The organism is Streptomyces sp. NPDC001606 (assembly GCF_053596835.1).
The window spans coordinates 86356-113293 of the sequence record NZ_JBSFHC010000021.1; the positions used below are offsets into that span (position 1 = coordinate 86356).

At 73.3% G+C, this 26938-nt stretch carries 25 protein-coding genes; 17 read left to right on the forward strand and 8 right to left on the reverse strand.

From position 1 onward, the window contains the following. The first annotated feature begins 9 nt into the window (after positions 1–9). Together ACWCV9_RS30935 and ACWCV9_RS30940 are read left to right on the forward strand one after the other, a co-directional pair. The gene (locus tag ACWCV9_RS30935) at positions 10–702 is read left to right on the forward strand and encodes a metal-dependent transcriptional regulator (RefSeq protein WP_385842024.1); all 693 of its coding nucleotides are present in this window, start codon (positions 10–12) and stop codon (positions 700–702) included. Between the two features lie 296 nt (positions 703–998). Beyond that, entirely contained in the window at positions 999–1862 is an 864-nt protein-coding gene (locus ACWCV9_RS30940; protein WP_450791516.1) for an alpha/beta fold hydrolase, read from the forward strand. A 49-nt stretch (positions 1863–1911) separates the two neighbouring features. Here ACWCV9_RS30940 and ACWCV9_RS30945 read toward each other — a convergent pair whose 3' ends face one another. Further along, positions 1912–2565 (reverse strand): bifunctional DNA primase/polymerase, encoded by a 654-nt coding sequence (locus ACWCV9_RS30945; protein ID WP_385842022.1) that lies wholly within the window; start codon positions 2563–2565, stop codon positions 1912–1914. 278 nt (positions 2566–2843) lie between these two features. On the opposite strand from ACWCV9_RS30945, the gene ACWCV9_RS30950 reads away from it, so the two are divergent. Beyond that, on the forward strand, positions 2844–4229 hold the full coding sequence (locus tag ACWCV9_RS30950; RefSeq protein ID WP_385842020.1) for a tetratricopeptide repeat protein: 1386 nt from the start codon (positions 2844–2846) through the stop codon (positions 4227–4229). 200 nt (positions 4230–4429) lie between these two features. Further along, entirely contained in the window at positions 4430–6202 is a 1773-nt protein-coding gene (locus ACWCV9_RS30955; RefSeq protein WP_450791518.1) for a hypothetical protein, read from the forward strand. A 15-nt stretch (positions 6203–6217) separates the two neighbouring features. On the opposite strand, the gene ACWCV9_RS30960 is transcribed toward ACWCV9_RS30955, so the two are convergent. Further along, positions 6218–7579 (reverse strand): ABC transporter substrate-binding protein, encoded by a 1362-nt coding sequence (locus tag ACWCV9_RS30960; RefSeq protein WP_450791520.1) that lies wholly within the window; start codon positions 7577–7579, stop codon positions 6218–6220. A 117-nt stretch (positions 7580–7696) separates the two neighbouring features. Between ACWCV9_RS30960 and ACWCV9_RS30965 the strand changes: the two genes are divergently transcribed. Together ACWCV9_RS30965 and purU are read left to right on the forward strand one after the other, a co-directional pair. Further along, a complete protein-coding gene (locus ACWCV9_RS30965; RefSeq protein ID WP_385842017.1) occupies positions 7697–8197 on the forward strand; it encodes an SCO4402 family protein in 501 nt (166 codons plus the stop codon). A gap of 86 nt (positions 8198–8283) precedes the next feature. Continuing rightward, positions 8284–9165: a formyltetrahydrofolate deformylase gene (gene purU / locus ACWCV9_RS30970; RefSeq protein ID WP_385842016.1), complete on the forward strand. Its 882-nt coding sequence runs from the start codon at positions 8284–8286 to the stop codon at positions 9163–9165. Here purU and ACWCV9_RS30975 read toward each other — a convergent pair. The 3 genes from ACWCV9_RS30975 to ACWCV9_RS30985 form a co-directional block, all read right to left on the reverse strand. Continuing rightward, positions 9162–9572 (reverse strand): VOC family protein, encoded by a 411-nt coding sequence (locus tag ACWCV9_RS30975; RefSeq protein WP_450791522.1) that lies wholly within the window; start codon positions 9570–9572, stop codon positions 9162–9164. The two genes, purU and ACWCV9_RS30975, sit on opposite strands and share 4 nt — an antisense overlap. 116 nt (positions 9573–9688) lie before the next feature. Then, on the reverse strand, positions 9689–11020 hold the full coding sequence (locus ACWCV9_RS30980; protein WP_450791524.1) for a zf-HC2 domain-containing protein: 1332 nt from the start codon (positions 11018–11020) through the stop codon (positions 9689–9691). Beyond that, entirely contained in the window at positions 11017–11589 is a 573-nt protein-coding gene (locus tag ACWCV9_RS30985; protein ID WP_450791526.1) for an RNA polymerase sigma factor, read from the reverse strand. Before ACWCV9_RS30985 ends, ACWCV9_RS30980 begins: the two co-directional genes overlap by 4 nt. Positions 11590–11941: 352 nt before the next feature. Here ACWCV9_RS30985 and ACWCV9_RS30990 point away from each other — a divergent pair, with 352 nt between their 5' ends. Together ACWCV9_RS30990 and ACWCV9_RS30995 are read left to right on the forward strand one after the other, a co-directional pair. Then, positions 11942–12316, forward strand: coding sequence for an STAS domain-containing protein (locus ACWCV9_RS30990; RefSeq protein ID WP_385842011.1), 375 nt, complete (start codon positions 11942–11944; stop codon positions 12314–12316). 175 nt (positions 12317–12491) lie between these two features. Next, complete coding sequence (locus tag ACWCV9_RS30995; protein WP_385842009.1) at positions 12492–13004, forward strand: EF-hand domain-containing protein; 513 nt, start codon at positions 12492–12494, stop codon at positions 13002–13004. On the opposite strand, the gene ACWCV9_RS31000 is transcribed toward ACWCV9_RS30995, so the two are convergent. After that, positions 12988–14502, reverse strand: coding sequence for a class I adenylate-forming enzyme family protein (locus ACWCV9_RS31000; RefSeq protein ID WP_450791529.1), 1515 nt, complete (start codon positions 14500–14502; stop codon positions 12988–12990). The genes ACWCV9_RS30995 and ACWCV9_RS31000 overlap by 17 nt on opposite strands. A gap of 104 nt (positions 14503–14606) precedes the next feature. Between ACWCV9_RS31000 and ACWCV9_RS31005 the strand changes: the two genes are divergently transcribed. The 4 genes from ACWCV9_RS31005 (at position 14607) to ACWCV9_RS31020 (ending at position 18885) form a co-directional block, all read left to right on the forward strand. Next, positions 14607–15803 (forward strand): amidohydrolase family protein, encoded by a 1197-nt coding sequence (locus ACWCV9_RS31005; protein ID WP_385842006.1) that lies wholly within the window; start codon positions 14607–14609, stop codon positions 15801–15803. Beyond that, positions 15800–16936 carry an acyl-CoA dehydrogenase gene (locus ACWCV9_RS31010; RefSeq protein ID WP_450791531.1) on the forward strand — a complete coding sequence of 379 codons (1137 nt, stop codon included), beginning with the start codon at positions 15800–15802 and terminating at the stop codon, positions 16934–16936. The genes ACWCV9_RS31005 and ACWCV9_RS31010 overlap by 4 nt, the downstream gene beginning before the upstream one ends. Before the next feature lie 52 nt (positions 16937–16988). Next, the gene (locus ACWCV9_RS31015) at positions 16989–17858 is read left to right on the forward strand and encodes an acyl-CoA dehydrogenase family protein (RefSeq protein ID WP_450791533.1); all 870 of its coding nucleotides are present in this window, start codon (positions 16989–16991) and stop codon (positions 17856–17858) included. 553 nt (positions 17859–18411) lie between these two features. Next, positions 18412–18885, forward strand: coding sequence for an ATP-binding protein (locus tag ACWCV9_RS31020; RefSeq protein ID WP_450791601.1), 474 nt, complete (start codon positions 18412–18414; stop codon positions 18883–18885). 33 nt (positions 18886–18918) lie between these two features. On the opposite strand, the gene ACWCV9_RS31025 is transcribed toward ACWCV9_RS31020, so the two are convergent. Beyond that, entirely contained in the window at positions 18919–19845 is a 927-nt protein-coding gene (locus ACWCV9_RS31025) for a cyclase family protein (RefSeq protein ID WP_450791534.1), read from the reverse strand. A gap of 85 nt (positions 19846–19930) precedes the next feature. Between ACWCV9_RS31025 and ACWCV9_RS31030 the strand changes: the two genes are divergently transcribed. From ACWCV9_RS31030 to ACWCV9_RS31040, 3 genes are all read left to right on the forward strand, one after another. Continuing rightward, a complete protein-coding gene (locus ACWCV9_RS31030; protein WP_450791535.1) occupies positions 19931–20845 on the forward strand; it encodes an SDR family NAD(P)-dependent oxidoreductase in 915 nt (304 codons plus the stop codon). 123 nt (positions 20846–20968) lie between these two features. Continuing rightward, positions 20969–22117, forward strand: coding sequence for an acyl-CoA dehydrogenase family protein (locus ACWCV9_RS31035; RefSeq protein WP_450791536.1), 1149 nt, complete (start codon positions 20969–20971; stop codon positions 22115–22117). Beyond that, positions 22117–23169: an alcohol dehydrogenase catalytic domain-containing protein gene (locus ACWCV9_RS31040; protein WP_450791538.1), complete on the forward strand. Its 1053-nt coding sequence runs from the start codon at positions 22117–22119 to the stop codon at positions 23167–23169. Before ACWCV9_RS31035 ends, ACWCV9_RS31040 begins: the two co-directional genes overlap by 1 nt. On the opposite strand, the gene ACWCV9_RS31045 is transcribed toward ACWCV9_RS31040, so the two are convergent. Next, positions 23159–24154: a GlxA family transcriptional regulator gene (locus ACWCV9_RS31045; protein ID WP_450791602.1), complete on the reverse strand. Its 996-nt coding sequence runs from the start codon at positions 24152–24154 to the stop codon at positions 23159–23161. The genes ACWCV9_RS31040 and ACWCV9_RS31045 overlap by 11 nt on opposite strands. A gap of 179 nt (positions 24155–24333) precedes the next feature. Here ACWCV9_RS31045 and ACWCV9_RS31050 point away from each other — a divergent pair, with 179 nt between their 5' ends. Together ACWCV9_RS31050 and ACWCV9_RS31055 are read left to right on the forward strand one after the other, a co-directional pair. Continuing rightward, on the forward strand, positions 24334–25641 hold the full coding sequence (locus ACWCV9_RS31050; protein ID WP_450791539.1) for an MFS transporter: 1308 nt from the start codon (positions 24334–24336) through the stop codon (positions 25639–25641). Between the two features lie 126 nt (positions 25642–25767). After that, on the forward strand, positions 25768–26907 hold the full coding sequence (locus ACWCV9_RS31055; protein ID WP_450791541.1) for a methyltransferase: 1140 nt from the start codon (positions 25768–25770) through the stop codon (positions 26905–26907). Positions 26908–26938: the final 31 nt, after the last annotated feature.

Sequence of the window (26938 nt, forward strand, 5' to 3'; positions counted from 1 at the left end):
GGGGCACGTATGTCCGGACTGATCGACACCACGGAGATGTATCTCCGCACCATCCTCGAGCTGGAAGAGGAAGGCGTCGTCCCCATGCGCGCGCGCATCGCGGAGCGGCTGGACCAGAGCGGTCCGACGGTGAGCCAGACGGTGGCGCGGATGGAGCGCGACGGGCTGGTCTCCGTGGCCAGCGACCGCCACCTGGAGCTGACCGACGAGGGCAGGAGGCTCGCCACGCGCGTGATGCGCAAGCACCGCCTCGCGGAGTGTCTGCTGGTCGATGTGATCGGCCTGGAGTGGGAGCAGGTCCACGCGGAGGCGTGCCGCTGGGAGCACGTGATGAGCGAGGCCGTGGAGCGCCGGGTGCTGGAGCTGCTGCGGCACCCCACCGAGTCGCCGTACGGCAACCCGATCCCGGGCCTGGAGGAGCTGGGCGAGAAGGACGGCGCCGATCCGTTCCTGGACGCGGGCATGGTGTCGCTGGCCGACCTCGACCCGGGCACGGACGGCAAGACGGTCGTCGTCCGCCGGATCGGCGAGCCGATCCAGACGGACGCGCAGCTGATGTACACACTGCGGCGGGCCGGTGTGCAGCCGGGTTCGGTGGTGAGCGTGACCGAGTCGCCGGGCGGGGTGCTGGTGGGCAGCGGCGGCGAGGCGGCCGAGCTGGAGGCGGACGTCGCCTCGCACGTGTTCGTCGCCAAGCGCTGACCTCCCGAGCGCGTCACGGACAGGAGAGGGCCCCGGCACCCTGTGGGTGCCGGGGCCTGTCCTCCCCTTTGCTGACCCGGAGCCCCGAGCTCTCAGGGTCATTCCCCTCGGACCGGTTTCCCCGAGCGGTCCGCCTCCCGCCAGAAGAGATCCCCTCGGCGGCGGCGATCATTCCTTGAGGGGTGTCACTCGAATGAGGGGTGTTGTCCGCAGGGACAGCATTTTCGAATACGCATTCGATAGTGTGCGGCGGTAAACCACCGATCGAGCAGGCGGAGCTGGGGGGTGCCAGGTCCATGGCGCGGCGTATCGAGGTGACGGGAGCGGGCGGGGTGCGCCTGGCCGCATGGGAGTTCGCCGATCCTCCCAAGGGCGGCCCCGACACCGGCAGCGCTCCCGGAGTGCTGTTACTCCACGGCCTGATGGGCCGTGCTTCGCACTGGGCGTCCACCGCCCGCTGGCTGTCCGCCCGCCACCGCGCGGTCGCCCTCGACCAGCGCGGCCACGGCCGCAGCGACAGGCCCGCACGGGCCGGCTACACCCGCGAGGCGTACGTCGAGGACGCCGAGGCCGCCGTGGAACAGCTCGGCCTCGCCCCCGTCGTCCTCATCGGCCATGCCATGGGCGCGCTCACCGCCTGGCAGCTGGCCGCCAAGCGCCCCGACCTGGTGCGCGGCCTGGTCATCTGCGACATGCGGGCCTCCGCGCTCGGCGCGGCCTCGCAGCGCGAGTGGGCCGACTGGTTCCGCTCCTGGCCCGCCCCCTTCGCCACGCTCGCCGACGTCCGCACGTGGTTCGGCGAGGACGATCCCTGGGTGGAGCGGCCGAACCCCGCGCGCGGTGCCTTCTACGCCGAGGTCATGCAGGAGGGCGAGGACGGCTGGCGGCCCGTCTTCGACCCCGAGCACATGCTCGCCTCGCGCGAGACCTGGGTGTACGACGCGCACTGGGACGAGCTGACCCAGGTCCGCTGCCCCACGCTGGTGGTGCGCGGACTGGACGGGGAGCTGGGGCGGGCGGAGGCCCAGGAGATGGTGCGGGTGCTGCCGCACGGGGAGTACGCGGAGGTCGCCGACGCCGGGCACCTCGCGCACTACGAGACGCCGGAGGCCTGGCGCTCGGCCGTCACACCCTTCCTGGACCGGCTGCTCGCGGACTGAGCGCCCCCGGCGAGGGCCCGCGACGCCGGCAAGATCCGAAAGAGAGGCCCTAGCGGTCCCGGCCGCACGCATACGCCAGCGGAGAGATCAGCTCCTCCGCGTCCGGTAGCCAGCGGTTCGCCGGAGTCGGCCGGCGAGCCCACTGCACGGCGCCACGGGAGCCGAAGCGGGTGGGGGGAGCGGCGACGTACGCCCCCTCGCCCAGCGCCACCAGGTCCAGCGAGGAGAGCGACCACCCCAGCTTGCGCACCAGCTCGGCGACCTTGCCCGAGGCCCCCGGCAGCACGAAGAAGTTCATCCGCCGGTCCGGGGTGAGCGTCACCGGGCCGAGCGTCAGCTCCATCCGCTCCATGCGGGCCAGCGCGAGAAACCCCGCACTCTCCGGGACGGACAGCGCGTCGAAGGTCCGCCCCGTCGGCAGCAGGATCGACGCCGTCGGCTGCTTCTGCCACATCCGGCGGGCGACGGTCGCACTGCCGGTCGCCTGGGTCGCCCAGTCGGGGCGCGCGGGGTGCGCACCCGGCGCAGGGCAGGAGGCGTCGTCGCACGAGCAGCGCTGCATCCCGTCGACGGCTTCCAGCCAGGTGCCCGGGAACACGTCCCAGTGCCGCTCCTCGGCGTAGCGTACGGCGGTTTCCAGCAGCGATTCCCCGCGCTGCTGCGGAATCTGGGCGGCTTCGGGGCCGGCGATCGTCTCTTCCACGCCCCTCTCAACTCCCGCACTCACCTGGAGTTACGGCCGTAGCGCGCGCGGGGGAGGAGCATCGATTCCGCAGCCGGGGCGCATGGGTGCATGGACGGGGGCGCGCAGGAGGAGGCGGGGCGTGCGGTGGGTAGCCAGGGGTGGGGTGGGCGTCCGCCTTTACCCCGGCAAACCGCATATGTCACGCATTGACGGTATGTCAGCTGGGCAGTGATCTTTGCAACCGGATCACCGGCCTGATCGTCACGCTCCAGGGTTCCCAACGCAGGGGGTAGCACATGGCCGCAAGGCCTCTCGTGGCGAGGCAGCCGAACGAACGGCTGCAAGCTCTCATCCAGGAAGCGGGGTGCTCCAACGCCGGCCTGGCCCGGCGGGTGAACATGTGCGGCGCCGAGCACGGGCTCGATCTGCGCTACGACAAGACGTCCGTGGCCCGCTGGCTGCGCGGACAGCAGCCGCGGGGCCGGGCGCCGGCGATCATCGCGGAGGCGCTCGGGCGCAAGCTCGGCCGTACGGTCACGATCGACGAGATCGGCATGGCCAACGGCAAGAACCTCGCCTCGGGAGTCGGTCTCCAGTTCTCGCCGACGGTGCTGGGGGCCATCGAGCAGGTCTGTGAGCTGTGGCGCAGCGACGTGGGCCGGCGGGACTTCCTGTCCGGCTCCTCCGTCGCCGCCTCGGCGCTGGTCGAACCCAGCCGGGACTGGCTGATCTCGGCACCGGACGCCCAGGTGGCCCGGCAGGCGGGCCCGCGCGTGGGCCAGGCCGACGTGGCGGCCGTACGGTCCATGACCCAGGCGCTGACCGACCTGGACCACCAGTTCGGCAGCGGGCATGTGCGCCCGGTGGTCGTGCACTACCTCAACAGTGTCGTCTCCGGGCTGCTCGCGGGCTCCTACCGGGAGGCGGTCGGGCGGGAACTCTTCGCCGCCGTGGCCCGGTTGACGGAGCTGGCCGGGTACATGGCCGTCGACACCGGGCAACCCGGCCTGGCCCAGCGGTACTACATCCAGTCGCTGCGGCTCGCCCAGGCCGCCGGTGACCGCGGCTACGGCGGGTACGTGCTGGCCGCCTCCATGAGCCATCTCGCCGCACAGCTCGGGAACCCGCGCGAGATCGCCCAGTTGGCGCGGGCCGCGCAGGAAGGGGCGCGCGGGCAGGTGACCCCGCGCGCGGAGGCGATGTTCCACGCCGCCGAGGCACGCGGGCACGCGCTGCTGGGTGACGCGCGCGCGGCGCAGGCGTGCACCGGGCGCGCGGTCGCGGCGATGGAGCGGGTGGACCCCGACTCGGGGGACGACCCGGTGTGGATCCGGCACTTCGACGAGGCCTACCTCGCCGACGAGTTGGCGCATTGCCACCGTGACCTCGGCCAGCCCGAGCAGGCCGCCCGGTACGCCGAGCAGTCGCTGGCCGGGCACCCCGAGTCCCGGGCCCGCCGGCGCGCCATCGGCTATGTGCTGCTCGCCACGGCCCAGGTGCAGCAGCGCGAGGTCGAACAGGCCTGCGCGACCGGGCTGAAGGCGGTGGAACTGCTGGAGAACCTCCGCTCCACCCGGGGCGCGGAGTATCTGGACGACCTTCAGCAGCGGCTGGCCCCGTTCCGGGAAGAGGCGGTGGTACGGGAGTTCGGGGCGCGCCTCGACCTCCAGCAGGCAGCGTGAACACCCGCCCCGCGATTGCGTGAACGCACGGCGAACACCGCCCGGGTGCGCGTGCGGTGCCCGGGAGCGGGATCGCGGGGCGGTGGTGTTGCGGCCGTCACAGGCCCCAAGGTTGCGCCCTGAGCTGCGTAGCACCCGGCTCGGGGGACCCGGTAGCGTGAGCCGACGATTCACAAGGTCCCCCATTGGTAGGAGTCCCGGTGACGCAGAGTGGACAGGGCGAGGAGCCCTCGGCGCGGCAAGCGCGCGAAGGCATCGTGCTGCCCTCCGACGGAGGCGAGCCGTTGCTGCCGGGCATGGCCGGCGCACCCGCCCCGACGGCACCGGCCGGCGGGCAGGCCTGGAGCGGGCAGTGGGGCCCCGGGCAGCAGACGCCGCAGCCGGGCGAGGGCTGGCCCCCGGCGGCCGACCAGCAGTGGGAGGCCCCGGCCGGCCCCGAGCAGCCGCCGGCCGCCGCCCACCCCGGCCCGCTGCCGCCCGAGGGCGCCCCGGCACCGTCGTACGGCGGCCAGGGGTACTCGTACGGCGGCCAGGACGCCGGATACGGCACTGGGACCGGTCCGTACGGCCAGCAGAGCCAGTACCCGCAGCAGGACCCCTACCAGCAGGGCCAGCAGCAGGGCTCGTACCAGCAGGGCTCGTACCAGCAGGGCGGGCAGCAGGACGCGTACCAGCAGGGCCAGCAGCAGGACCCGTACCAGCAGGGCGGGCAGCCCCACCCGGCGACGCAGGGGTCGGCCGGGCCGCTGCCGCCCGCCCATCCGGGCGCGGGCGCCCCGCTGCCGCCCGCCGCCGACGCGGCCACCCAGTACCTGCCGCCCGTCCCGGGCGGCCCGGCGGGCGCCGGCCTGCCTGGCATTCCGGGCGTGCCCGGTGTGCCCGGGGGCGAGGCCGCCACCCAGTACCTGCCGCCGATCCCGGCCGCTCCGGCGCCGGCCGACGAGGGCGCCACCCAGTACATACCGCCGGTCCCGCCGGCCGCCTCGGGCGCGCTGCCGGCCGAGTCGGGTGCCGAGGAGACCCGGTACCTGGGGCGCACGATCCCGCAGTCGGCGCCCGCTCCCGGGTCGTCGGACGCGGAGGCCACCCAGTACATCCCGCCGTTCGCCGCGGCGGCGCAGGCCGACGGGGACCGGCAGCCGCCGGCCGAGTTCGACAGCCTCTTCCGCAGCGGCCCGGGCGGCGGTGACGGTCCGGCGGGCTCCACCCAGCAGCTCCCGCTCGTCCAGCAGCCGGACGCCTACCCCGGCCCGGCCCCGTCGTCGTACAACCCGGGCCCTTCGTCGTACAGCCCGGCGCAGCCGTCGTACGACGCGGCGCACGACAGGGACGACCGGCCGCGCGGGCGGTCGCGGGTGCCGCTGATCGCGGCGATCGGGGTCGGCCTCGTCGTGGTCGGTGTGGGCGCCGGTGCGCTGCTGAGCGGCGGCGGGGGCGACAAGAGCCAGGGCAACGACGACAAGACCGTCGCCGCCGCCTCCCCGGCCACCCAGGGATCCGCCTCGCCGTCCGCCGACCCGGCCCGGGCCCAGGCGGTCGAGCTGGACAAGCTGCTCGCCGACAGCGGCAGCAGCCGCGCCTCGGTGATCCAGGCGGTGGCCGACGTCCGCCGCTGCGACAACCTGGACCAGGCCGCCTCCGACCTGCGGGACGCGGCCAAGCAGCGCACCGGGCTGGTCACCCGGCTCGGCAAGCTGTCCGTGGACAAGCTGCCGGCGAACGGCCAGCTCACCGACGCGCTGACCAAGGCCTGGCAGGCGTCGGCGGCGGCCGACGACCACTACGCGGCCTGGGCCGACCAGGCGAAGGGCCACAAGGGCTGCCACAAGGGCCATGCCCGGGTCACCGGGCAGACCCAGGCGGCCAACAAGGAGAGCGGCACCGCCAGCGTGCAGAAGACGAAGGCGGCGGCGCTGTGGAACGCGATCGCCCGGAAGTACGGCCTGACCCAGCGCCAGCCCACCCAGCTCTGACGCCGGGCGCGGGCGTCACTGGATGTCCGCGTCCGCCAGGATCCGGGTCACGTCGGCGGTGCCGCTGCCGGTGCCGCCGAGGGCGCCCCGGGCCGCGACCAGCCGGCCGTCCCGGACCACCTGGAGGGTCACGTCGGCGTTGACCAGGCGCGGGAAGCCGACCGAGGCGAGCTGGCCCTGGTAGGGCCAGTGCAGGGCCGGGGTGAGGCCGCCGGTGGACACCCGCAGGCCGCCGTCGAGGGTGTGGCGCACGGTGTCGGCGCTGACCTCGCCGGAGCCGATCCGCTCCAGGACGGCCTTGAGCACGGTGTAGGCGATCCAGGTGGTCTGCACTCCGGCGTCCGCGGGGTCGATGCGGTTGTCGCCGAAGGCCTCCTCGTTGATCACCTTCTTCATGGTGGCCCAGCGGGCGTCGGACGCCGGCGGGTACCAGCCGGTGATGTACGCCCCCTCGTACGGCCCGCCCGCCCCGCCCGTGGCGTCGATCACCGTCTGGTCGACGCTGCCGAGCACGGTCGCGGTCCGTACCTCGGGGAAGTTCTCGCGGCTGCGCCGGAAGGAGTCCATGAAGGTGTCCGTGCGGTCCCCGAGCGCGGGCACCACACAGCCCTTCTTCGCCAGGCCGGTCGTCCCCGTGGCAATCGTGGTGGCCGTGTCCTTCGTCGCGGAGCGCAGTGCCTGCGCGGCCTGGTCGCCGTACTCGGTGGCGTCCTCGGGCGCGAGCTGGTCGACGGCGTCGCGGTGCCCGCCCGCCTTCAGGCCGGAGTTCAGCAGCGTGGGCAGTTCGTCGCCGGCGATGCTGTCGGGGCGGACCAGGGAGACCTGCCCGCAGACGGCCGAGAGGGCCTTGCCGAGACCGGCGAGCAGGGCGGGCTGGCCGCCGTTGACCGGGTACGACATCGGGCCGGTGAACTCGTCGTTGGTGACGCCGTAGCCGCCGATGTAGGGGATGCCGGCGCCCTCCAGCGGGGCGAGGTAGGAGTCGCCGAACTGGCTGTAGGAGCCGACGACCGCGACCACGTCCTCGTCGGCCGCGCGCCGGGCGCACTTCGCCGCACCGACGGAGTCGTTGTGGTCGTTGCAGGTCAGGACCTCGAGCTGGTGCCCCGCGATCCCGCCGTGGGCATTGATCCACTTGGCGTAGGCGCGGGCCATCGCGGGCATGCCCGGCTTGTTGGTGGCGTCCGTGTTCTCCGGCGCCCAGGTCATCACCTTGACCGGGTCGTCCCCGGAGCCCCCCGTGGCACCGGGGACGACCCCGCACCCGGCGGCGAAAGAGGTACACAGCGCCAGGGTGGCCGCCGCGCGGGCGGAGGCCCGGACGGGCCGGGATCGGAAGGGGAAGAAGGTGCTGCGCGTATGTCGCCTGCCGGTCATGTCCCCACACCATTCCCCCACACCGGTAACCCGGGAGTGACCCTCGGTCAACGAAAGGTGACGCCGAGGTGAATTACGGGGGCCGGTGTGGCCGGTGGTGCGAAGAACGTACGATCGGTGACCGTGCAAGGTTCGGAGAACTCTTCCCGTCGCGGCCGTCGCTCCTCCACCATGGGCGGCATGCCCCTGAACGACATGCCGTGGTGGCGCTGGCGCAGCAATGTGCGCTCGGCGCTGCACATGCTCTCCGACCCGGTGTTCCAGCGGGAGGTCTGGCTGGCCGGCGTGGACGGGTACGGCGACGTCACCGACGCCGTGTACCGGCTGGTGGAGGACACCTGGCTGGACAACTGGTCCGCGGAGAAATACGTCGGCACCATCTTCCGCGACTCGCAGGAGGCGGCGCTGGTCGACACCGCCGTGCTGCGGGTGCTGCGGATCATGCACCAGGTCGGCCCGGACGCCCCGGTCGCCGCCTATCTCGAGCACGCCGGGTGGCCGGAGGCGGTGCGGGCGGCGCGGGACGCGCATGTGCGGATGTCGGCGAGCGACGGGGAGGACCCGGACGCGCCGCCGAAGACGCTGGAAGTACTGCGGATCATGACCCGGACCGCGTAGCCGGGCCGGTCCCGGCAGGCGGGCGGCCGTCCCGCCCTGCGGGACGACCGCCCACGGCGGTACGGCGGTGTGGGACCCTGTAGTGCATGAACGAGCAGCCCTCGCCCGCCGCCGCCCCGGCCGACCAGTACGTCCTCACCCTCTCCTGCCCGGACAAGCAGGGCATCGTGCACGCGGTGTCCAGCTATCTGTTCATGACGGGCTGCAACATCGAGGACAGCCAGCAGTTCGGCGACCACGACACGGGTCTGTTCTTCATGCGGGTGCACTTCTCGGCGGACGCGCCGGTGACGGTGGAGAAGCTGCGGGCGAGCTTCGCCGCGATCGGTGACTCCTTCCACATGGACTGGCAGATCAACCGGGCCGACGAGAAGATGCGCATCGTCCTGATGGTCAGCAAGTTCGGCCACTGCCTGAACGACCTGCTCTTCCGGGCGCGGATCGGCGCCCTGCCGGTGGAGATCGCGGCCGTGGTCTCCAACCACACCGACTTCGCCGAGCTGGTGGGCTCGTACAACATCCCCTTCCACCACATCCCGGTGACGCGGGAGAACAAGCCGGAGGCCGAGGCCAGGCTGCTGGAGCTGGTGCGCGAGGAGAACGTCGAGCTGGTCGTCCTCGCCCGCTATATGCAGGTCCTCTCGGACGACCTGTGCAAGCAGCTGAGCGGCCGGATCATCAACATCCACCACTCCTTCCTGCCGAGCTTCAAGGGCGCCAAGCCGTACCACCAGGCGCACGCCCGGGGCGTGAAGCTGATCGGTGCGACCGCTCACTACGTCACCGCCGACCTGGACGAGGGCCCGATCATCGAGCAGGAGGTCGAGCGGGTCGGCCATGACGTCACCCCCGACCAGCTGGTCGCGATCGGCCGTGACGTGGAGTGCCAGGCGCTGGCGCGCGCGGTGAAGTGGCACGCGGAGCGTCGCATCCTGCTCAACGGCCGCCGGACGGTGGTCTTCGCCTAGGCGTCACGCCGGCGGGCGAACTTTTCGATCGCCGCCGGGGTGACGGGGGTGAAGAAGTTGACGAGGTTGCCGTCGGGGTCGCGGAACAGCAGCGACCGGTTGCCCCAGGGCATCGTGGTGGGCTCGGTGACGACATCGGTGACGAAGCCGGCCAGGTTCCGGTGCACGCGGTCCACGTCGTCGACGAGGAACTCGGTGATCACGCTGTGGTTGGCCGCCGGGCGGGCGGAGCCCGGGGCGAACAGCGGGACCGTGCGGGTGTCGGCGATCGCGAGGGTGGCGCCCGCGGTCCGGAGTTCGGCGAAGTCCTCGGTGGCCCACGTCGCCCGCGCCCCGGTGGCTCGCTCGTAGAACTCCACGAGGCGTGCGACGTCGCTGGTGATGATGCGGATCGAGACGAAGTCCATGGGTATCTCCTTGGCTGTGCCGACGGCGTGCCCGTCGCAAGCAAGAGCAAGCAAGAGCAAGCTAGGAGGCATAGAGGACAGGATCGGTCCTGTTTACGGCCTGCCGGGCGGGCTGGTCACATCCGGCTCAGTGAGGCCGTCGCGAAGAGGACGTCTCTGATCGCCTCCCGGTCGCCGAGCTGGCCGGCCGCGGCCTCCTCCGGAGGGATGCGGCCGGCGGCCAGGCGGCAGAACTCCACGCCGTCCAGGGCGACATGGGCCACCTCGAACTCCGCGGAGCCCACCGCCGCCGGCGAGTCCAGCGGGATCAGCCACTCGCCGCCCGCCGCGCCCTCGATCTCGAGGCGCAGGCTGCGCCCGGGCGCGCCCGCCGGCACGAGATGGGGGACCGGTCCGGGCGCGGACAGGCCCGCGCGGCGCCGCTCGGCGAGGGCCGCCGGCAGGGTGCGGGCGGCGAGGTCGATCATGGCGCGCAGATGGCGGGGCGCGGGCGGCTCGTAGGGGTAGTCCACCGCCTCCGCGATGTCCTCCGCGTGCACCCAGCACTCGAAGGCGCGGTCCAGCAGTGCGTCGTGCAGCGGGAGTTCGAAGTCGTCGTAGGAGACCGCGAGGCCGCCGGAGTGGCTGCCCGTGAAGGCCACCGTGCGCACCAGGGCGTGGCTCTGCTCCCGCCAGGGCGCCCGCACCGAGCGGCCCGGCGGGAAGTGCGCGGCGCGCCAGTACGCCTCGGTGCGCTCGGCCGGGCCCAGGGGCTTTGTCCCGGCGTCGGCCGGCTCGGCCAGCGGGTCGGCCAGGCCGAGGGCGGCGGCGACCAGTCCGTCGACCGCGAGGAGATGGGCGATGACCCCGGCGACGGTGGTACGACGGCTCGTCGGTCGGTCGGCCTCGAACCAGCGCAGCCGCACCGGGGCGTGCCACTCCGCGTCCCCGATGTCCTGGAGCAGGGCGTCCAGGCGGGCGGTCTCGGCGTCGTACGGCGCCGCCCAGCCGGGTACCGGGATGCGCGGCGGGCGGCGCTCCAGGCAGCCCTCCAGGACCCGGGTGCGCAGGCCGGGGTCGAGGTCGAGGCTCTCCGGCTGGTGCAGCAGGCCGACCGCCTCGCGCAGCCGCCGGGCCTCGTCGGCGCAAGCGCCGCAGCCGCCCAGGTGCTCCTCCACGGCCTCGGTCTCCGCCGCCGAGCAGGCGGCCAGCGCCCAGGCGCCGAGCAGCGACTTCAGCACGCCGTGCGGCAGGTCGAGCGGGGCGGGCGCGGGCTCCTGGCCGGCGAGGTCGGGCAGCGGCCGGCCGCCGTCCTCGACGGAGGCCCGGGGCAGCGGTATGCGGGGCGCCCGGTCCGGACCGGGCCCGTCTCCCGGCGGCACCTGGCCGGCGTCTCCGGAAGGCTGCTGCCCCTCCGGATCCTCCGGACCCTCACCGTCGTACGCCCCGAAGCCTTCCGCGCCGCTCACGCCGCACCTCCGTGTCCCGGGGGTGTCCCGGTGTCGTGGGCGGTGGAGAGGAGTTGCAGGCCGAGGCGGAGCCTGCGGCGGGCCTCGTCCTCGGTGACGCCGAGGTCGGTGGCGGTCTGGCGGTAGTCGCGGCGCTGGAAGTAGGCCCGTTCGAGGGCGGCGCGCAGCGGGGCGGGCATGGAGTGGACGATGTAGTCGGCGCGGGCGGCGACCGAGGCGCGGCGCACCGTGCGCTCCAGCGCCTCGTGGTCCGGCTCCCCGCCCTCCGGCCGCTCCCGCTCCTGCCGGTCCCGCAGGCGTTGCACGGCGAGCCGGTGGGTCACGGCGGCCATCCAGGTGCGCATCGGGCCCTGTCGGGAGTCGTAGGTCTCGGGGTGCTCCCAGGCGTGCGCGAAGACCTCGCGGGTGACCGCGTCGGCCGCGGACTCGTCGGCGAGGACACGGTGCGCGAGGCCGTGCACGAGCGAGGCGAAGCGGTCGTACAGCTCGCCCAGGGCGGCCGCCTCGCCGCGGGCCAGCCGCTGCTGCATCTTGCGGTCCCAGCGGGGCGGTACGTCCTTCCCGGCCATGCGGTCCCTCCCCTCGCCCGTGTCCGGCCCGTCCAGCGTGTCTGCACCGTCATCCCGAATGTAGTCGGCACCTCTGACAGCGCACGCCCCTTTGTGTCCACGCGCGCCCCCGAAGCACCGCAGGTGATAGTGCCCTCTTCACATAACCTTCACACGAGCCGGGTACAACTCCGTTCCAAGTCCGATCGAACAGGATCGATAGTGACCGGAACAAGCCCTTTGATGATCATCCGTGGTTTGCCAGCGGAAGTTTCAGGGAACGGCCGCTGGGCAGCCGCGCGGAAAGAAGCGTAGGAACTGCTTCCGGTTCTGGGCGGTTCCGGTGGGTTCCGGCGAGCGGAGGGGCTAGGCCGTGGCATTCAACGTGACCGGCGTCGAAGAGGGCGAGTGGGCCGTGCTCCGGGTGTCCGGGGAACTGGACCTGATGACCTCGCCGGTATTGCGCCAACGTGTGCACGACGTCGTGGCCGAGGGCCACCACAGTCTCGTCGTCGACCTCTCCGACGTCTTCTTCTGCGACTCCAGCGGCGTCGGCGTGCTGGTCGCCGCCCGCCGCCTCATCCGCTCCTGCCAGGGCCGGCTACGGCTGATCCTGCCCGACCGGGGCGCGGACGACGGCTCACACGTCAACCGGGTCCTCGGCGCACTCGGCGTCCGCCGCCTCTTCGACGTCCGCCCCGACCTCACCTCCGCAACGACGGAAGACGCCGACCCCCTCTCCGCCTGACCCCCCCCCGACAGCCGTCACCTCCGCGACAAGGTCACACCACTGCGGCGGAATTCCCCCGGTCCCCGCACAATCGCTGGTTTCCCGTCGGTTCACCGCCTGTTTTCCGCCATCCGCGTCGTACGCTCGCCGCCAGCGCATCCGCAGGCTTCACACGTAAGGCGGCCGAACAGGCATGGTCAGCATCGAGTACGAGCGCAGGATCGCCGCCCGGTTCACCACGTTCGACCAGGACGGCAACGGCTGGATCGACCGGCAGGACTTCTGTGCGGCGGCCAAGGCGCTGCTGGCCGAGTTCACTGTCGCCGCCCGTTCCGCCGCGGGGCAGTCGCTGTACGCCGGTGCGGAGGCGTTCTGGCAGGGCATGGCCGGGATCGCCGACCGCGACGGCGACCAGCGCATCACCCGGGAGGAGTTCGTCACCGGCGCGGTCCGGCGGCTGCACGACAGCCCCGAGCGCTTCGCCGAGATCGCCCGCCCCTTTCTGCACGCGGCCCTGGCCGTGGCGGACGGCGACGGGGACGGCCGGGTGACGGTCGCCGACACCGTGCGGGCGCTGCGGGTGTTCGGGGTGCCGGAGGAGACCGCCCGGACGGCCGCCGCGGCACTGGACACCGACGGCGACGGCCTGGTGGGCGAGCCGGAGCTGGTCCCGGCCCTGGCCCGGTACTTCAGCGTCCCCGTGTAGCCGCGGCGAACCGCTCTCTGAGCTGGTACTTGAGGACTTTGCGCAGGGTGTCGTTGCGGGGCAGGGCGTCCACCACCTCCAGGCGCTCCGGGAGCTTGTGCACGGCGAGGCCCTTCCCGCGGAGGTAGGAGACGAGTTCCGGGAGGGTCACGGCTGGTGTGCCGGGGCGCTGTTCGAGGACCGCGCAGACCAGCTCGCCGCGCTCGGCGTCCGGCAGGCCGATCACGGCGGTGTCGGACACCGAGGGATGCGCGGCCAGCAGGTCCTCGATCTCCTTCGCGGAGATGTTCTCCCCCTTGCGGATGATCAGGTCCTTGGCCCGGCCGGTGAGCACCAGATGCCCGGAGCCGGTGATCCGGCCCAGGTCGCCGGTGCGCAGAAAGCCCTCGGGGTCGAAGGCCGCCGCGGTGTGCGCGGGGTCGAGATAGCCCCGGCAGACGGCCTCTCCGCGCAGTCGTATCTCGCCGTCGACGATCCGGATCTCCATGCCGGCCGGCGGGCGGCCCTCGGTCGTGGCCAGGTTCTCCGGGGTGTCCTCGGGGTCCCCCATGGTGATCATCGGGGCCTCGGTCATGCCGTACCCGTGGGTGAGCCGGACGCCCATCTCGCGGACCACCGCGTGGTACAGCTCCGGCGGCTTGGGGGCGCCGCCGCCCGCCAGCAGACGGAGCGTGGGGATCAGCCGCTCGCCGGGCCGTCCGCGCTGCTCGGCCAGGAACATCGAGTAGAACGCCGTGGAGCCGCCCGCCACCGTCACCCCGTGCCGCCGGTACTCCGCCAGCGCCCCGGGCAGCGCGAAGTGCTCGAACAGCACCGCCGGGAAGCCGTACAGCAGCAGCATCACCAGATAGTCCGGGCCGCCTATGTGGGCGTACGGGAAGGCCATGGAGCCGACGTCGTCGGGGGAAAGGCGCAGCGCGTGGGCCAGGCAGGAGCCGCCCGCGATCAGGGAGCGGTCGGTGTGCAGGACGCCCTTGGGCTCGGAGGTGGTGCCCGAGGTCCAGTAGATCCAGCGCACCGGGGTGCCGTCGCCGGGCGGGGCGGGCAGCGCCTCGGGGTCGCCGTCCGGAAGGGTGTCGTACGCCTCGAAGATCCCCCGCGCGCCGACCCGGCGGGCCGTCTCCGTGTGGTCGTGGCCGCGCCAGACACCCGGTACGGCGAAGAAGCGGGCCTTCGACTCCCGGAGCGCGAAGCCGACCTCGCGGTCGCGGTAGGAGGGGATCAGCGGGGACTGGACGGCGCCCAGGCGGGCCAGCGCGAGGCTGAGCACGACTGTCTCGATCCGGGTGGGCAGCTGCCAGGCGACGACGGTGCCGGGGCGTACGCCCATGCCGTACAGGCCCGCCGCGGCGCGCTCGGAGCGAGCCCGCAGCCCTTCGAAGGTGAGGACCCGGTCCTGCTGGAGCAGCACCGGGCGGTCGGGGGTGAGCCGGGCGCGGCGCTCCACCAGCTGCCACAGCGTCGGTGCGGAACTCAGGGAGTGCGGGGTCTCGTTCACGGCGGCTGCCCCCTGCTTGGCTGACGACTCGTCAGCTGACATGCTATCTGACGGACCATCAGATGACGCCGGTCCGGCGTGCGGTCCGGTGGAGGGGAGAGGCCATGACCAGCGAACTGCCCCGCATCATCAGCGTCGACGACCATGTGATCGAGCCCGCGCACCTCTTCGAGACCTGGCTGCCGGCCCGGTACCGGGACCGCGGTCCGCAGCCGCTCACCGCCGGGATCGGCCGGCTCGCCTACGTCGGCGGCAGCTACCAGATCACCATGGACCCGGACGGGCCGCCGACGGACTGGTGGATCTACGAGGACCTGAAGTTCCCGTACAAGCGCAACATCGCCGCCGTCGGCTTCGACCGGGACGAGATGACCCTGGAGGGGATCACCCGGGAGCAGATGCGGCGCGGCTGCTGGGACCCCGTGGCCCGGCTCGCGGACATGGACCTCAACCATGTGGAGGCCTCGCTCTGCTTCCCCACCTTCCCCCGCTTCTGCGGGCAGACCTTCGCCGAGGCGCACGACAAGGAGGTCGCCCTCGCCTGCGTACGGGCCTACAACGACTGGATGGTGGAGGAGTGGTGCGGGGACAGCGGGGGGCGGCTGATCCCGCTGTGCCTCGTCCCGCTGTGGGACGTGGAGCTGGCCGTCGCCGAGATCCGGCGCAACGCCGGGCGCGGGGTGCGGGCCGTCACCTTCTCCGAGATCCCCACCCACCTCGGACTGCCCTCCATCCACTCCGGCTACTGGGACCCGTTCTTCGCGGTGTGCCAGGAGACCGGGACGGTCGTCAACATGCACATCGGCAGCAGCTCGCAGATGCCCGCCGCCTCGCCGGACGCCCCGCCCGCCGTCCAGGCCTCGCTCAGCTTCAACAACGCGATGGCCTCGATGATGGACTACCTGTTCAGCGGGGTGCTGGTGCGCTTCCCGCGACTCAGACTGGCCTATTCCGAGGGGCAGATGGGCTGGATCCCGTACGCCCTGGAGCGGGCGGACGACGTCTGGGCGGAGCACCGCGCCTGGGGCGGGGTGCGGGACCTGGTCCCCGAGCCGCCCTCGACCTACTACTACCGGCAGATCTTCTGCTGCTTCTTCCGCGACCGGCACGGCGTCGCCTCGCTGGACGCCGTCGGCCGGGACAACGCCACCTTCGAGACCGACTACCCGCACGTCGACTCGACGTTCCCGCACACCAAGGAGGTCGCCCTCGAGCATGTGAAGGGCCTGGACGAGGAGACCGTGTACAAGCTGATGCGGGGCAACGCCATCCGCATGCTGGGCCTGGACCTCGACCGGTGACGGACCTGTCGTACACCCCCGAGGAGGAGGAGTTCCGGGCCCGGCTGCGGGAGTGGCTCGGCGCGGTGCTGCCCACCCTCCCGGCCCCGCCCTCCCCGGACGACTGGCCCGGCCGCCGCGCCTACGACCTCGGCTGGCAGCGGATGCTGTACGACGCCGGGTACGCCGGCGTGCACTGGGACGCCTCCCCGACCACCCGGCTGATCTTCCTGGAGGAGACGGAGAAGGCCGGCGCGCCCTATGTGGGGGCCAACTTCGTGGGGCTGCTGCACGCGGGGCCGACGATCGCCGCCGAGGGCACGCCGGAGCAGCGGGCGCGCTGGCTGCCGCCGATCCTGCGCGGCGAGCAGGTGTGGTGCCAGGGGTTCAGCGAACCGGAGGCCGGTTCCGACCTGGCCGCGCTCCGCACACGCGCGTGGCGCGACGGAGACGACTATGTGGTGAGCGGTTCCAAGATCTGGACCTCGCACGCCGAGGTCGCCGACTGGTGCGAACTCCTCGTCCGCACCGACCCGGACGCGCCGAGGCACCGGGGCATCACCTGGCTCGCGCTGCCGATGGACGCCGCCGGCATCACCGTACGGCCGCTGCGCACCCTCGCCGGGTCGGCGGAGTTCGCCGAGGTGTTCCTGGACGAGGTGCGGGTGCCGGCCGCCAACCGGGTCGGCGCCGAGCACGACGGCTGGCGCGTGACCATGGTGACCCTCTCCTTCGAGCGGGGCACGGCGTTCGTCGGCGAGGTCGTCGCCTGCCGCCGGGAGCTGCGCCGGCTCGCCGCCACGGCCCGGGAGAACGGCCGCTGGGACGACCCCGCGCTGCGCCGCCGGCTCGGGCGGCTGGAGGCGGAATTCCGGGCGCTGTGGCGGCTGACCCAGTGGAACGTGAGCGAGGCGGAGGCGCGCGGCGGAGTGCCCGGGACCGGGGGCTCGGTCTTCAAACTCCGCTACTCGCACGCCCGCCAGGAGCTGTACGACACCGCAGCCGACGTCCTCGGCCCCGACTCCCTCGACCTGGAGCACCCCTGGGTCCTCGACCGCCTGTCCTCCCTCTCCTACACCATCGCCGCCGGCACCTCCCAGATCCAGCGGAACATCGTGGCCGAGCGCATCCTGGGCCTGCCGAAGGGGAGATGAGGGGGTCGCTGGGGGACGGGGTGGCGGGGGGTTGACGGAGAGGAGAGGGAGTGTGCGGTTTCAACTGAGCTCTGAGCAAATGGCGTTGCAGGAGTGGGCGCGGGGGTTGATGGGGCGGTGGTTCGGGCGGGAGGCGCTGCGGGCGGCCGTGGCGGAGGCGGGGCGGCTCGACCGGGGGCTGTGGCGGGCGCTCGGGGAGGCGGGGTTCTTCGCGCTGCGGGTGCCCGAGGCGGCGGGCGGTGCGGGGCTCGGGCTGCCGGAGGCGGTGCTGGCCTGCGAGGAGGCGGGGCGGGCGCTGCTGCCCGGGCCGCTCGTCGCCACGCAGCTCGCCGCCGGGAGGGTGCCGGGCGCGGCCACCGGGGAGACGGTTGTGGCCGCCGTACACGGGCGGCTGGTGGAGTGGCTGGACGCGGCGGACGTGGTGGAGGGGGAGGTGTCCGGGGCGGTGCCGCTGCGGTCCGTGGACCCGCTCACCCCGCTGCACCGGGTGCCCGCGGCGGACGGCGGCCCGGCGCCCGAGGCCTCGCTGCTCACCGCCGCGGAGCAGCTGGGCACCGCGGCCCGGGTGGGGGAGCTGGCCGTGCAACACGCCCGGACGCGGGTGCAGTTCGGGCAGCCCATCGGCGCCTTCCAGGCGGTCAAACACCTGTGCGCGGAGATGCTGGTGCGCACCGAGACCGTCCGCGCCGCCGTCTACGCGGCGGCCGTCACCGCCGACCCCGCCGACATCGCCGCCGCCCGGCTGCTCGCCGACGAGGCCGCCGTGCGCGGTGCCCGGGACTGCCTCCAGGTGCACGGCGGCATGGGGTTCACCTGGGAGGCGGACGTGCATCTGTACCTGAAGCGGGCATGGGTGCGGTCCCAGCGTGGCGGTGGCGGCACGGAGAGTGAGGAGCTGCTCGCCGAGGGGCTGGTGCGCTGATCGGGCGGTACCCCGCTGGGCTGCACCGACGGCCAAGCTTTGGCCCAAGATGTCGCGGATCGTGGCGCTCCGGAATCACTCAGCGTCGATACCGGGTTGTGTCCTGCGCGGGGCTCGTCACGGCCCGGAGTCGACGGTCCGCTCCGGTACCTTGTGTGGGATGCGAGTGGCTGCGAGCACGGGCCGGGCCGACGGCGTCCCAGGGATGCTGCCGGGTCGCGCGGTGCGCGCCGCTGCTCACGAGGCGGTCGGAACCCTCGTCCCCGCCTGTTCGACTCCCCGGCACGAGCGTCGCACAGTATGCCTCACGCGTACTCCTTCGCGCGGGAATATGCCCGAAGCGCTTGTTGGGGTGACTGTACGTCAACCATGCTGTCTCGTAAGGGAATCACGTTCCGTGACCCTTGCTCTGGCCGTTGTTCTGGCCATGCAGAAAATGGCTACGATCGTGGCCCTCGTCGTGATCGTCGTCGCGGTCCGTGCCGTGGCGTCCGGATGGCGTGGGGTCATGAGTCCGCCGGTTCGGATGGTGTGAGCGGTGCAGGTGCTTCAAGTGCAGCTGGAGATCCGGCCCGACCCCGCGGAGGTGGGGCGGGCCAGGAGATGGGCCCGCTCGCGGCTCTCCGGGTCCGGGATAGCGGCCGACGAGCCGCTGGCCGAGACGCTGATCCTGCTCGTCTCCGAGCTGGTGACCAACGCCGTGGTGCACACCGGCCGTCCGGCCGTGCTGCGGCTGTGTCTGCCGGCTCCGGCGGCCGCGGACGACGCGTCGGTCACGGTCCGCGTGGAGGTGGCCGACACCAGCTCCCGCGCGCCCGTGCCCCGCTGCGCGGACGGCGACGCCACCGGGGGCCGGGGCCTGGCGCTCGTGGACTGTCTCGCCGACCGCTGGGGCTGGAGCCCGGAGTCGGAGGGCAAGAACATCTGGTGCGAGCTGGACCGGTGTGCCGAGTCCGCGAAGAGCGGGGCGGCGGTCTGCGGGGACGCACTGTCCGCGTACGAGCAGCTGGCCTTCGAGGTGGTCTGAGGGCGGCCCTCGGCCTGCGGCAGGTGAGGTTCCTCAGAGGACGGCCACCGGCGCCACCGGTGTTCCCGTCGCGCCCGCGAACGGCTCCGGCGTCGCCGCGAGCAGGAACGCGTAGCGCCCGGCCTCTCCACAGGCTGTGGACAACTCTTCGAGATTCCAGTTCTGGCCCTGGACCATCCCCATCTCCACCAGGTCCAGCGCGTGCACCGGCAGCCACAGATCCTCGATCTCCGGCGGAAATATCTCGAACGTGAGCGTGTCGTTCGCCACGGCGGCCACATCGCGCGCGTGGAACCACTCCGGCGCCCGGATCGACAGCCCCGGCGACGGATAGCCGTAACCGTGTCTGTCTCCGGCGAGGTACACCTGCATCTGTCCGGTGCGGACCAGCACGATGTCCCCGGACCGCACCCGCACCCGGCCGAACTCCTCCGCCGCCGCCAGATCCTCCGGCGTGACCGCGTGCCCGCCCGCGAGCCGGTCCACGCCCCGCGCGCGTGCCACGTCCAGCAGCACCCCGCGCGAGACGATGTGCCGCGCCTTGTCGATCCCGCCGAACTCCGCCCCGCCGTGCGCGGTGACGGTGGCCGCGGGGCGCCCGTTGTAGAGCCGGCCCGAGTGCGAGACATGGCTGAGCGCGTCCCAGTGGGTGCCGGACTGGAGCCCCATGGTCACCGTGTCGTCGCTGCATGCCACCGTGCCCGGCCCGAACACCTCCTGGTTGATCTGCACCATCGCGTGCAGCGGATTGACCCGGCCCGGGATCACCCCGGTCTGCACCCCGTCCTGCCGGAGCGGCAGGGCCAGCGGGACACGGCGGCCGGTGCGGACCTCGGCGGCGGCGGCACGCACGACCTCGTCCGTGACCAGGTTGAGCGTGCCGATCTCGTCGTCGGCGCCCCAGCGCCCCCAGTTGTTCACCCGCTCGGCGATCTCGTGGAACTCCTTCGGCAGTGCCATCCGGTGCCTCCCGGGGCTTGTGTCCGCGCGTCCGACGGGCCATAAAATCTAACGGACCGTCAGAAACTGCGGGAAGGGGCCGGGCGTGGAGAACTTCTTGGCCGGAAAGGTCGTCGCCGTGACCGGCGCCGGGCGCGGGATCGGACGGGCGGTCGCGCGGGCGGCCGCCGCCGAGGGGGCGAAGGTCGTCGTCAACGACTACGGCGTCTCCGTCGCCGGCGCCTCGCCCACCAGCGAGGTCGCCGAGGCCGTCGTCAAGGAGATCGAGGCGGCGGGCGGACAGGCGGTGGCGGTCGCCGACGACATCTCCACCATGGCCGGCGGGCAGCGGGTGGTGGACACCGCGCTCGCCGCGTACGGCCGGCTCGACGGGGCGGTGTGCGTGGCCGGGATCCTGCGGGAGCGGATGCTGTTCAACATGACCGAGGAGGAGTGGGACCCCGTCGTCGCCACCCATCTCAAGGGCACCTTCACCGTCTTCCGGGCGGCCTCGGCGGTGATGCGCACCCAGCGCTCGGGCACGCTCATCGGGTTCACCAGCGGCAACCACCAGGGCTCGGTCTCCCAGGCCAACTACAGCGCGGCGAAGGGCGGGATCATCTCGCTGGTCCGCAGCGCCGCGCTGGGCCTGCACAAGTACGGGGTGACGGCGAACGCGGTGGCGCCGGTGGCACGGACCCGGATGTCGGCGAACGTGCCGATGGAACTGGCGGAGATCGGCGAGCCGGAGGACGTGGCCGCGCTGGTGGTGTACCTGCTGTCCGAGCGGGCTGCCGCGCAGGGCGTCACCGGGCAGGTGTACACGGTCGCCGGGCCCAGGATCGCGGTGTGGGCGCAGCCGAGGGAAATCCGCTCGGTGTACGGGGAGGCGGCGTGGACGCCGGAGCGGATCGCGGAGGTGCTGCCGGGGGCGGTGGGGGTGGATCCGATGCCGATGCTGTCCCAGCTGGGGGCGATGGAAGAGGCTGCCCGTGGCGGGGGCCGGCCTAACGCCTCATAGCTCGGGGCGCGTTGTGGTGTGGCGGCTGCGGGTGCGTGGTGGCTTGTCGCGCCCACGCGGCGGAGCCGCATATCAGGCAGGTTCCCCGCGCCCCTGAAGGGGCGCTCAGCCTAAGGGGGCTTCATGGACTTCGGGTTCAGTGAGGAAGACCGGGTGTTCCGGAGGGAGGCGCGGGAGTGGCTTGCGGCTCACGGCGGGGCCTGTGCGGATCGCCGTACCTGGGAACGCACCCTCGGCAAGGCCGGGTGGATCGGGCTCGGGTGGGGTGAGGAGGGGTACGGCAACCGCAGCGCGACCCTCACCCAGCAGGTCGCGTGGGCCGAGGAGTACGCGCGGTCCGCGGCGCCGCCCCGCTCCGGGCACATCGGGGAGAACCTGCTCGCCCCCACCCTCCTCGCCCACGGCGACGACGAGCAGAAGGCCCGCTTCCTGCCCGCCGTCGCGGCCGGCGAGGAGCTGTGGTGCCAGGGCTACAGCGAGCCGGACGCGGGCTCCGACCTCGCCGGGGTGCGCACGGCGGCGGTGCGCGCGGGGTCGTACTACCGGGTGACCGGGCAGAAGATCTGGACATCGCTCGCCCACGAGGCCGACTGGTGCTTCGTGCTGGCCCGGACCGACCCGGGCTCCCGCCGCCACCACGGGCTGAGCTTCCTCCTCGTGCCCATGGACCAGCCCGGGCGCGTCGAGGTGCGGCCGATCCGGCAGATGACCGGGACCAGCGAGTTCAACGAGGTCTTCTTCGACGGCGCACGCGCACGCGTGGCGCACCGCGTCGGCGCGGAGGGCGACGGCTGGCGGGTGGCGATGAGCCTGCTCGGCTTCGAGCGGGGCGTGTCGACGCTCGCCCAGCAGATCGGGTTCGCCGCGGAGCTGGCCGAGGTGGTCCGGGTGGCCCGGGAGACCGGCGCCGTCCACGACCCCGTGCTGCGCGAGTGGCTGGTACGGCAGTGGGCCGAGCTGCGGGTGCTGCGCTGGAACGCCCTGCGCACCCTGGGCGGTTCGGCCGACCCGGGCGCGCCCAGCGTGGCCAAGCTGCTGTGGGCCGGCTGGCACCAGCGGCTGGGCGAGCTGGCCGTGCAGGTCAGGGGCGCGGCGGCCACCGTGGGGCCGGCGGACTGGTCGCCCTCGGCGCCGTACCGCATCGACGCGGCCCAGCACCTGTTCCTGTTCTCCCGGGCCGACACCCTGTACGGCGGCACGGACCAGATCCAGCGCGGAATCGTCGCCGAGCGGGTGCTCGGTCTGCCCAGGGAGCCGAAGGGGGCCGGGTGATGCGGGGTGTGGTGTTCGACGGCGAACGGGTCCGGGTGGTGGACGATCTCGCCGTACGGGAACCGGGGCCGGGGGAGGTGCTGGTCGACATCGCGGCGGCCGGGCTGTGCCACAGCGATCTGTCGGTGGTGGACGGCACCATCCCGTTCCCCGTGCCGGTGGTCCTGGGTCATGAGGGCGCCGGGGTGGTGGCGGCGGTCGGCGCGGGCGTCACCCATGTCGCGCCCGGCGACCATGTGGCGCTGTCCACGCTCGCCAACTGCGGGACCTGCCCGGAGTGCGACCGGGGGCGGCCGACGATGTGCCGGCAGGCGATCGGGCGTCCGGCGCGGCCGTTCACCCGGGGCGGGGCGGGGGCGGTGTACCAGTTCGCCGCCAACTCGGCCTTCGCCGAGCGTACGGTCGTCAAGGCGGTGCAGGCGGTGCGGATCCCCGACGACATCCCCTTCCCGTCCGCCGCGCTGATCGGGTGCGGGGTGCTGACGGGTGTGGGGGCGGTGCTCAACCGGGCCCGGGTGGGGCTCGGGGAGAGCGTCGTCGTCATCGGCACGGGCGGGATCGGGCTGAACGTGCTCCAGGGGGCCCGGCTCGCGGGGGCGGGCCGGATCGTGGCCGTGGACACCAACCCGGACAAGGAGGCGGCGGCCCGGCGGTTCGGCGCCACCGACTTTTGCACCTCGGCCGGACAGGTGCGGGAGCTGCTGCCCGCCGGAGCGGACCACGTCTTCGAGTGCGTGGGGCGGGTGGAGCTGATCCGGGCGGCGATCGACCTGCTCGACCGGCACGGCCAGGCCGTCCTGCTCGGCGTGCCCCCGGCCGGCGCCGAGGCCTCCTTCCTGGTCTCCTCGCTCTATCTGGACAAGTCCGTCCTCGGCTGCCGCTACGGCTCCTCGCGCCCGCAGCGGGACATCGCCCGGTATGCCGAGCTGTACCGGCAGGGCCGTCTGCTGCTCGACGAGCTGGTGACGGCCGTCCATCCGGTGGAGGACTTCGAGAAGGCGCGGGCGGACGCGGAGGCGGGGCGGGTGGCGCGAGCGGTGCTCACGTTCTGACGCCGGTCCGGAACGTCCTGCGGTAGGCGGTCGGGGTCACCCCGAGCGCCTGCTGGAGGTGCTGCCGCATCGACTGGGCGGTGCCGAAACCGGCCTCGCGGGCCACCTGGTCGATGGACAGGCCGGTGGACTCCAGCAGGTGCCGGGCCCGTTCCACGCGCTGCTGGGTGAGCCACTGGCCGGGGCTGACGCCGACCTCCTCGCGGAAGCGGCGGGTGAAGGTGCGCACCGACATGGCCTGCTGCTCGGCCATGTCCCGCAGCTGGATCGGCTCGTGCAGACGGCCCAGTGCCCAGGCGCGGGCGGCGGTCGTGGTCGCCAACTGAGGGTCGGGGACCGGCCGTTCGATGTACTGGGCCTGCCCGCCGTCGCGGTGCGGCGGTACGACCGTGCGCCGCGCCACGTCGTTGGCGACGGCCGTGCCGAAGTCGCTGCGGACCATGTGCAGGCACAGGTCGATCCCGGCGGCCACCCCGGCCGAGGTCAGCACGTCCCCGTCGTCGATGAACAGCACCTCGGGGTCCACCCTGACCCGCGGGAACATCCGCTGGAAGCGCTCGGCATCGGCCCAGTGGGTGGTCGCCGGGCGGCCGTCGAGGAAGCCGGCGGCGGCGAGGACGTAGGCGCCGGTGCAGATGGAGGCGAGCCGGGTGCCGGGGCGGACGCGGGCGAGCGCGGCGGCCAGTTCCGCGGTGAGCCGGCCCTCCTCGTAGACGGGTCCCATCTCGTACGACGCCGGGACGATCACCGTGTCGGCCGCCGCCAGGGCCTCGGGGCCGTGGGCGACGTGGATGGCGAAGTCGGCGTCCGTCTCGACCGGGCCGGGAGGCCGTACCGAGCAGGTCACGACCTCGTACAGGTGCCGCTTCCGGGCGTCCCGGGGGCGGCCGAAGATGCGGTGCGGGATGCCGAGTTCGAAGGGGAGCAGGCCGTCCAGGGCGAGGACGGCGACCCGGTGCGGACGGAAGGCGCCGGGGGCGGCCATGGCCCGCCGGTCGTCCGCATCGGCCACATCCGCCACGGCCCGGTCGCCTGCTTCCGCCCTGACCCGATCGCCTGCTTCCGTCATGGCCCGATCGCCTGCTTCCGTCATGGCCCGATCCTAGCGAACACTGTCCCTCGGGCCACTCGATGGAAGGGAACCGGCCGGGGAAGATCGGTGACGTGACCCAGACAAGCCCAGCCGCAGCCCCCGTCCAGGCCCCGCCCGCCCGGCGCCGCCGAGTGCACCGGGCGTGGTTCGTCGCCGCCGTCACCTTCGTCACGATCATCGGCGCGGCCGCCTTCCGCTCCCTGCCCGGTCTGCTCATCGACCCCCTGCACCAGGAGTTCGGCTGGTCGCGCGGCACGATCGGTGCGGCCGTCTCCCTCAACCTCGCGCTGTACGGCCTCACCGCGCCGTTCGCCGCCGCCCTCATGGACCGCTTCGGCATCCGCCGGGTGGTCGCCGTCGCGCTCACCGTGATCGCGCTCGGCTCCGGACTGACCGTGTGGATGACGGCGGCCTGGCAACTGTGGCTCTGCTGGGGACTGCTGGTGGGCCTCGGCTCCGGCTCGATGGCCCTCGCGTTCGCCGCGACGGTCACCAACCGCTGGTTCGCCGAGCGGCGCGGCCTGGTCAGCGGCATCCTCACCGCCGCCTCCGCCTCCGGCCAGCTGATCTTCCTGCCGCTGCTGTCCTGGATCGTGGAGCACCACGACTGGCGGCCCGCCGCCGTGACGGTCGCCCTGGCCGCGCTCGCCGTCGTGCCCTTCGTCTGGCTGCTGCTCCGCGACCACCCGGCCGACGTCGGCGAAAAGCCATACGGCGCCCAGGAGTTCATACCCAAGCCGCCCCCGGTCACCGGTGCCGCCCGGCGCACCCTCTCGGTCCTGTCCGGCGCCGTCCGGACGGGCACCTTCTGGCTGCTCGCCGGCACCTTCGCGATCTGCGGTGCCTCCACCAACGGCCTGGTGCAGACCCACTTCGTGCCCGCCGAGCACGACCACGGCATGCCGGTGACCACGGCGGCCTCGCTGCTCGCGGTCGTCGGCGTGTTCGACGTCGTCGGCACGGTCGCCTCCGGCTGGTTCACGGACCGCTTCGAACCGCGCCGGCTGCTCGCCGTCTACTACGCCCTGCGCGGCCTCTCCCTGCTCTTCCTGCCCATGCTGCTGGGCCCGTCCGTCCACCCGCCGATGATCTTCTTCATCGTCTTCTACGGCCTCGACTGGGTGGCCACCGTCCCGCCGACCCTGGCGCTCTGCCGCGAGCAGTTCGGCGAGGACAGCGCCATCGTCTTCGGCTGGGTCCTCGCCTCCCACCAGGTCGGCGCGGCCCTCGTCGCCTACCTCGGCGGCGTCGCCCGCGACGTCTTCGGCTCCTACGACGTGGTGTGGTACGCGGCCGGCACGCTGTGCGCGGCGGCGGCGCTGATGGCGCTGGTGATCCGCCGCGTCCCGGCACCGCAGGCACTGCCGGCCGTATCCTGAACGCAGCCGTACTGAAAGGTGAGTTGATGACATCCGGAATGCCCCTCCCACTGGTCCCCGGCCTGGTCCTGGGCGACGCCCTGCGCGCGCCCGCCCACGACCGACCGCGACCCCGAGGAGCATTCCGTGTCCGCCACGCCCACGGTCCGCTGGACCGAGGAGGCCACACCCCTTTCCGCCCGCTGGCACTCTGAGAGCCGGCTTCCGCACCCCCGCCGCCTGGTCGTCGCCGACGACCGCATCCGCGCCGCGACCGCCCACCGCCTCGTCTGCGAGGGCACCGCGCTGCTGTGGCGGGGCGACTACCAGGGCGCCCGCCAGCTGCTGCGCGCGCTGGAGCGCCGTATCGACCGCAAGGCACCGGGTCCGGCGGCCACGCCGGCCGAGGACTTCCACCTCCAGCGCCGCTTCCGCGCCCACCGGGCCCGCACCCTGGGCCGGCTGCTGGTCCTGCTGGAGGCGGACCACAGCCTCGCCCTGCGCCGCGCCCCCGACACCCGGCGCGCCTGCGCCGACGCCTACGGTCCGCCGACCGGGCCCACCCTGGTCCCGCTCCGCGAACTCCTCGGCGTCCTCGGCGCCCGGCAGTGGCGCGAGCGGGGTGTCGAGGTGCCCGCCCTGGGCGCCCGCATCCATCCGCACTACGGCGTCTTCGCCCCGGTCCGCGGTGAGTACGTCGACCTCGTCGCCGAGGCACCGCTGCCGCCCGGCGCCCTGGCCCCGGGCGGCGGCACCGCCTTCGACCTGGGCACCGGCACCGGTGTGCTGGCCGCCGTCCTGGCCCGGCGCGGGGTGCCCCGGCTGACCGCGACCGACCTCAGCCCCCGGGCCCGCGCCTGCGCCCGCGCCAACCTGGAGCGGCTGGGGCTGTCCGGGCGGGTCACAGTGACCGGCCCCGAGCTGTATCCGCCGGGCCGGGCCGACCTGATCGTCTGCAACCCGCCCTGGCTCCCGGCGCGCCCCACCTCCACCCTGGAACAGGGGGTGTACGACCCCGGCGGCACCATGCTGCACGCCTTCCTCTCCGGCGCCCGCGCCCACCTGGCACCGGGCGGCGAAGCCTGGCTGATCCTCTCCGACCTGGCCGAACACCTGGGCCTGCGGACCCGCCCCGAACTGCTCGAAGCGATCACCGCCGCAGGCCTGCACATCCTGGACCACACCACCACCCGCCCCCGCCACCCCCGAGCAACCGACCCCACCGCCCCGCTGCACCAGGCCCGCGCGGCGGAAAGGACATCGCTGTGGCGGCTGGGGGCGGGATGAGGCTGGATGGATCGCTCCTCCACCTGTCCTG

Excerpts from the sequence above, each read along its gene's own strand:
- ACWCV9_RS30935 (WP_385842024.1), top strand. The coding sequence starts at position 10 with ATGTCCGGACTGATCGACACCACGGAGATGTATCTCCGCACCATCCTC.
- ACWCV9_RS30940 (WP_450791516.1), top strand. The coding sequence starts at position 999 with ATGGCGCGGCGTATCGAGGTGACGGGAGCGGGCGGGGTGCGCCTGGCC.
- ACWCV9_RS30950 (WP_385842020.1), top strand. The coding sequence starts at position 2,844 with ATGGCCGCAAGGCCTCTCGTGGCGAGGCAGCCGAACGAACGGCTGCAA.
- ACWCV9_RS30960 (WP_450791520.1), bottom strand. The coding sequence starts at position 7,579 with ATGACCGGCAGGCGACATACGCGCAGCACCTTCTTCCCCTTCCGATCC.
- purU (WP_385842016.1), top strand. The coding sequence starts at position 8,284 with ATGAACGAGCAGCCCTCGCCCGCCGCCGCCCCGGCCGACCAGTACGTC.
- ACWCV9_RS30975 (WP_450791522.1), bottom strand. The coding sequence starts at position 9,572 with ATGGACTTCGTCTCGATCCGCATCATCACCAGCGACGTCGCACGCCTC.
- ACWCV9_RS30985 (WP_450791526.1), bottom strand. The coding sequence starts at position 11,589 with ATGGCCGGGAAGGACGTACCGCCCCGCTGGGACCGCAAGATGCAGCAG.
- ACWCV9_RS30995 (WP_385842009.1), top strand. The coding sequence starts at position 12,492 with ATGGTCAGCATCGAGTACGAGCGCAGGATCGCCGCCCGGTTCACCACG.
- ACWCV9_RS31005 (WP_385842006.1), top strand. The coding sequence starts at position 14,607 with ATGACCAGCGAACTGCCCCGCATCATCAGCGTCGACGACCATGTGATC.
- ACWCV9_RS31025 (WP_450791534.1), bottom strand. The coding sequence starts at position 19,845 with ATGGCACTGCCGAAGGAGTTCCACGAGATCGCCGAGCGGGTGAACAAC.
- ACWCV9_RS31035 (WP_450791536.1), top strand. The coding sequence starts at position 20,969 with ATGGACTTCGGGTTCAGTGAGGAAGACCGGGTGTTCCGGAGGGAGGCG.
- ACWCV9_RS31040 (WP_450791538.1), top strand. The coding sequence starts at position 22,117 with ATGCGGGGTGTGGTGTTCGACGGCGAACGGGTCCGGGTGGTGGACGAT.
- ACWCV9_RS31045 (WP_450791602.1), bottom strand. The coding sequence starts at position 24,154 with ATGGCCGCCCCCGGCGCCTTCCGTCCGCACCGGGTCGCCGTCCTCGCC.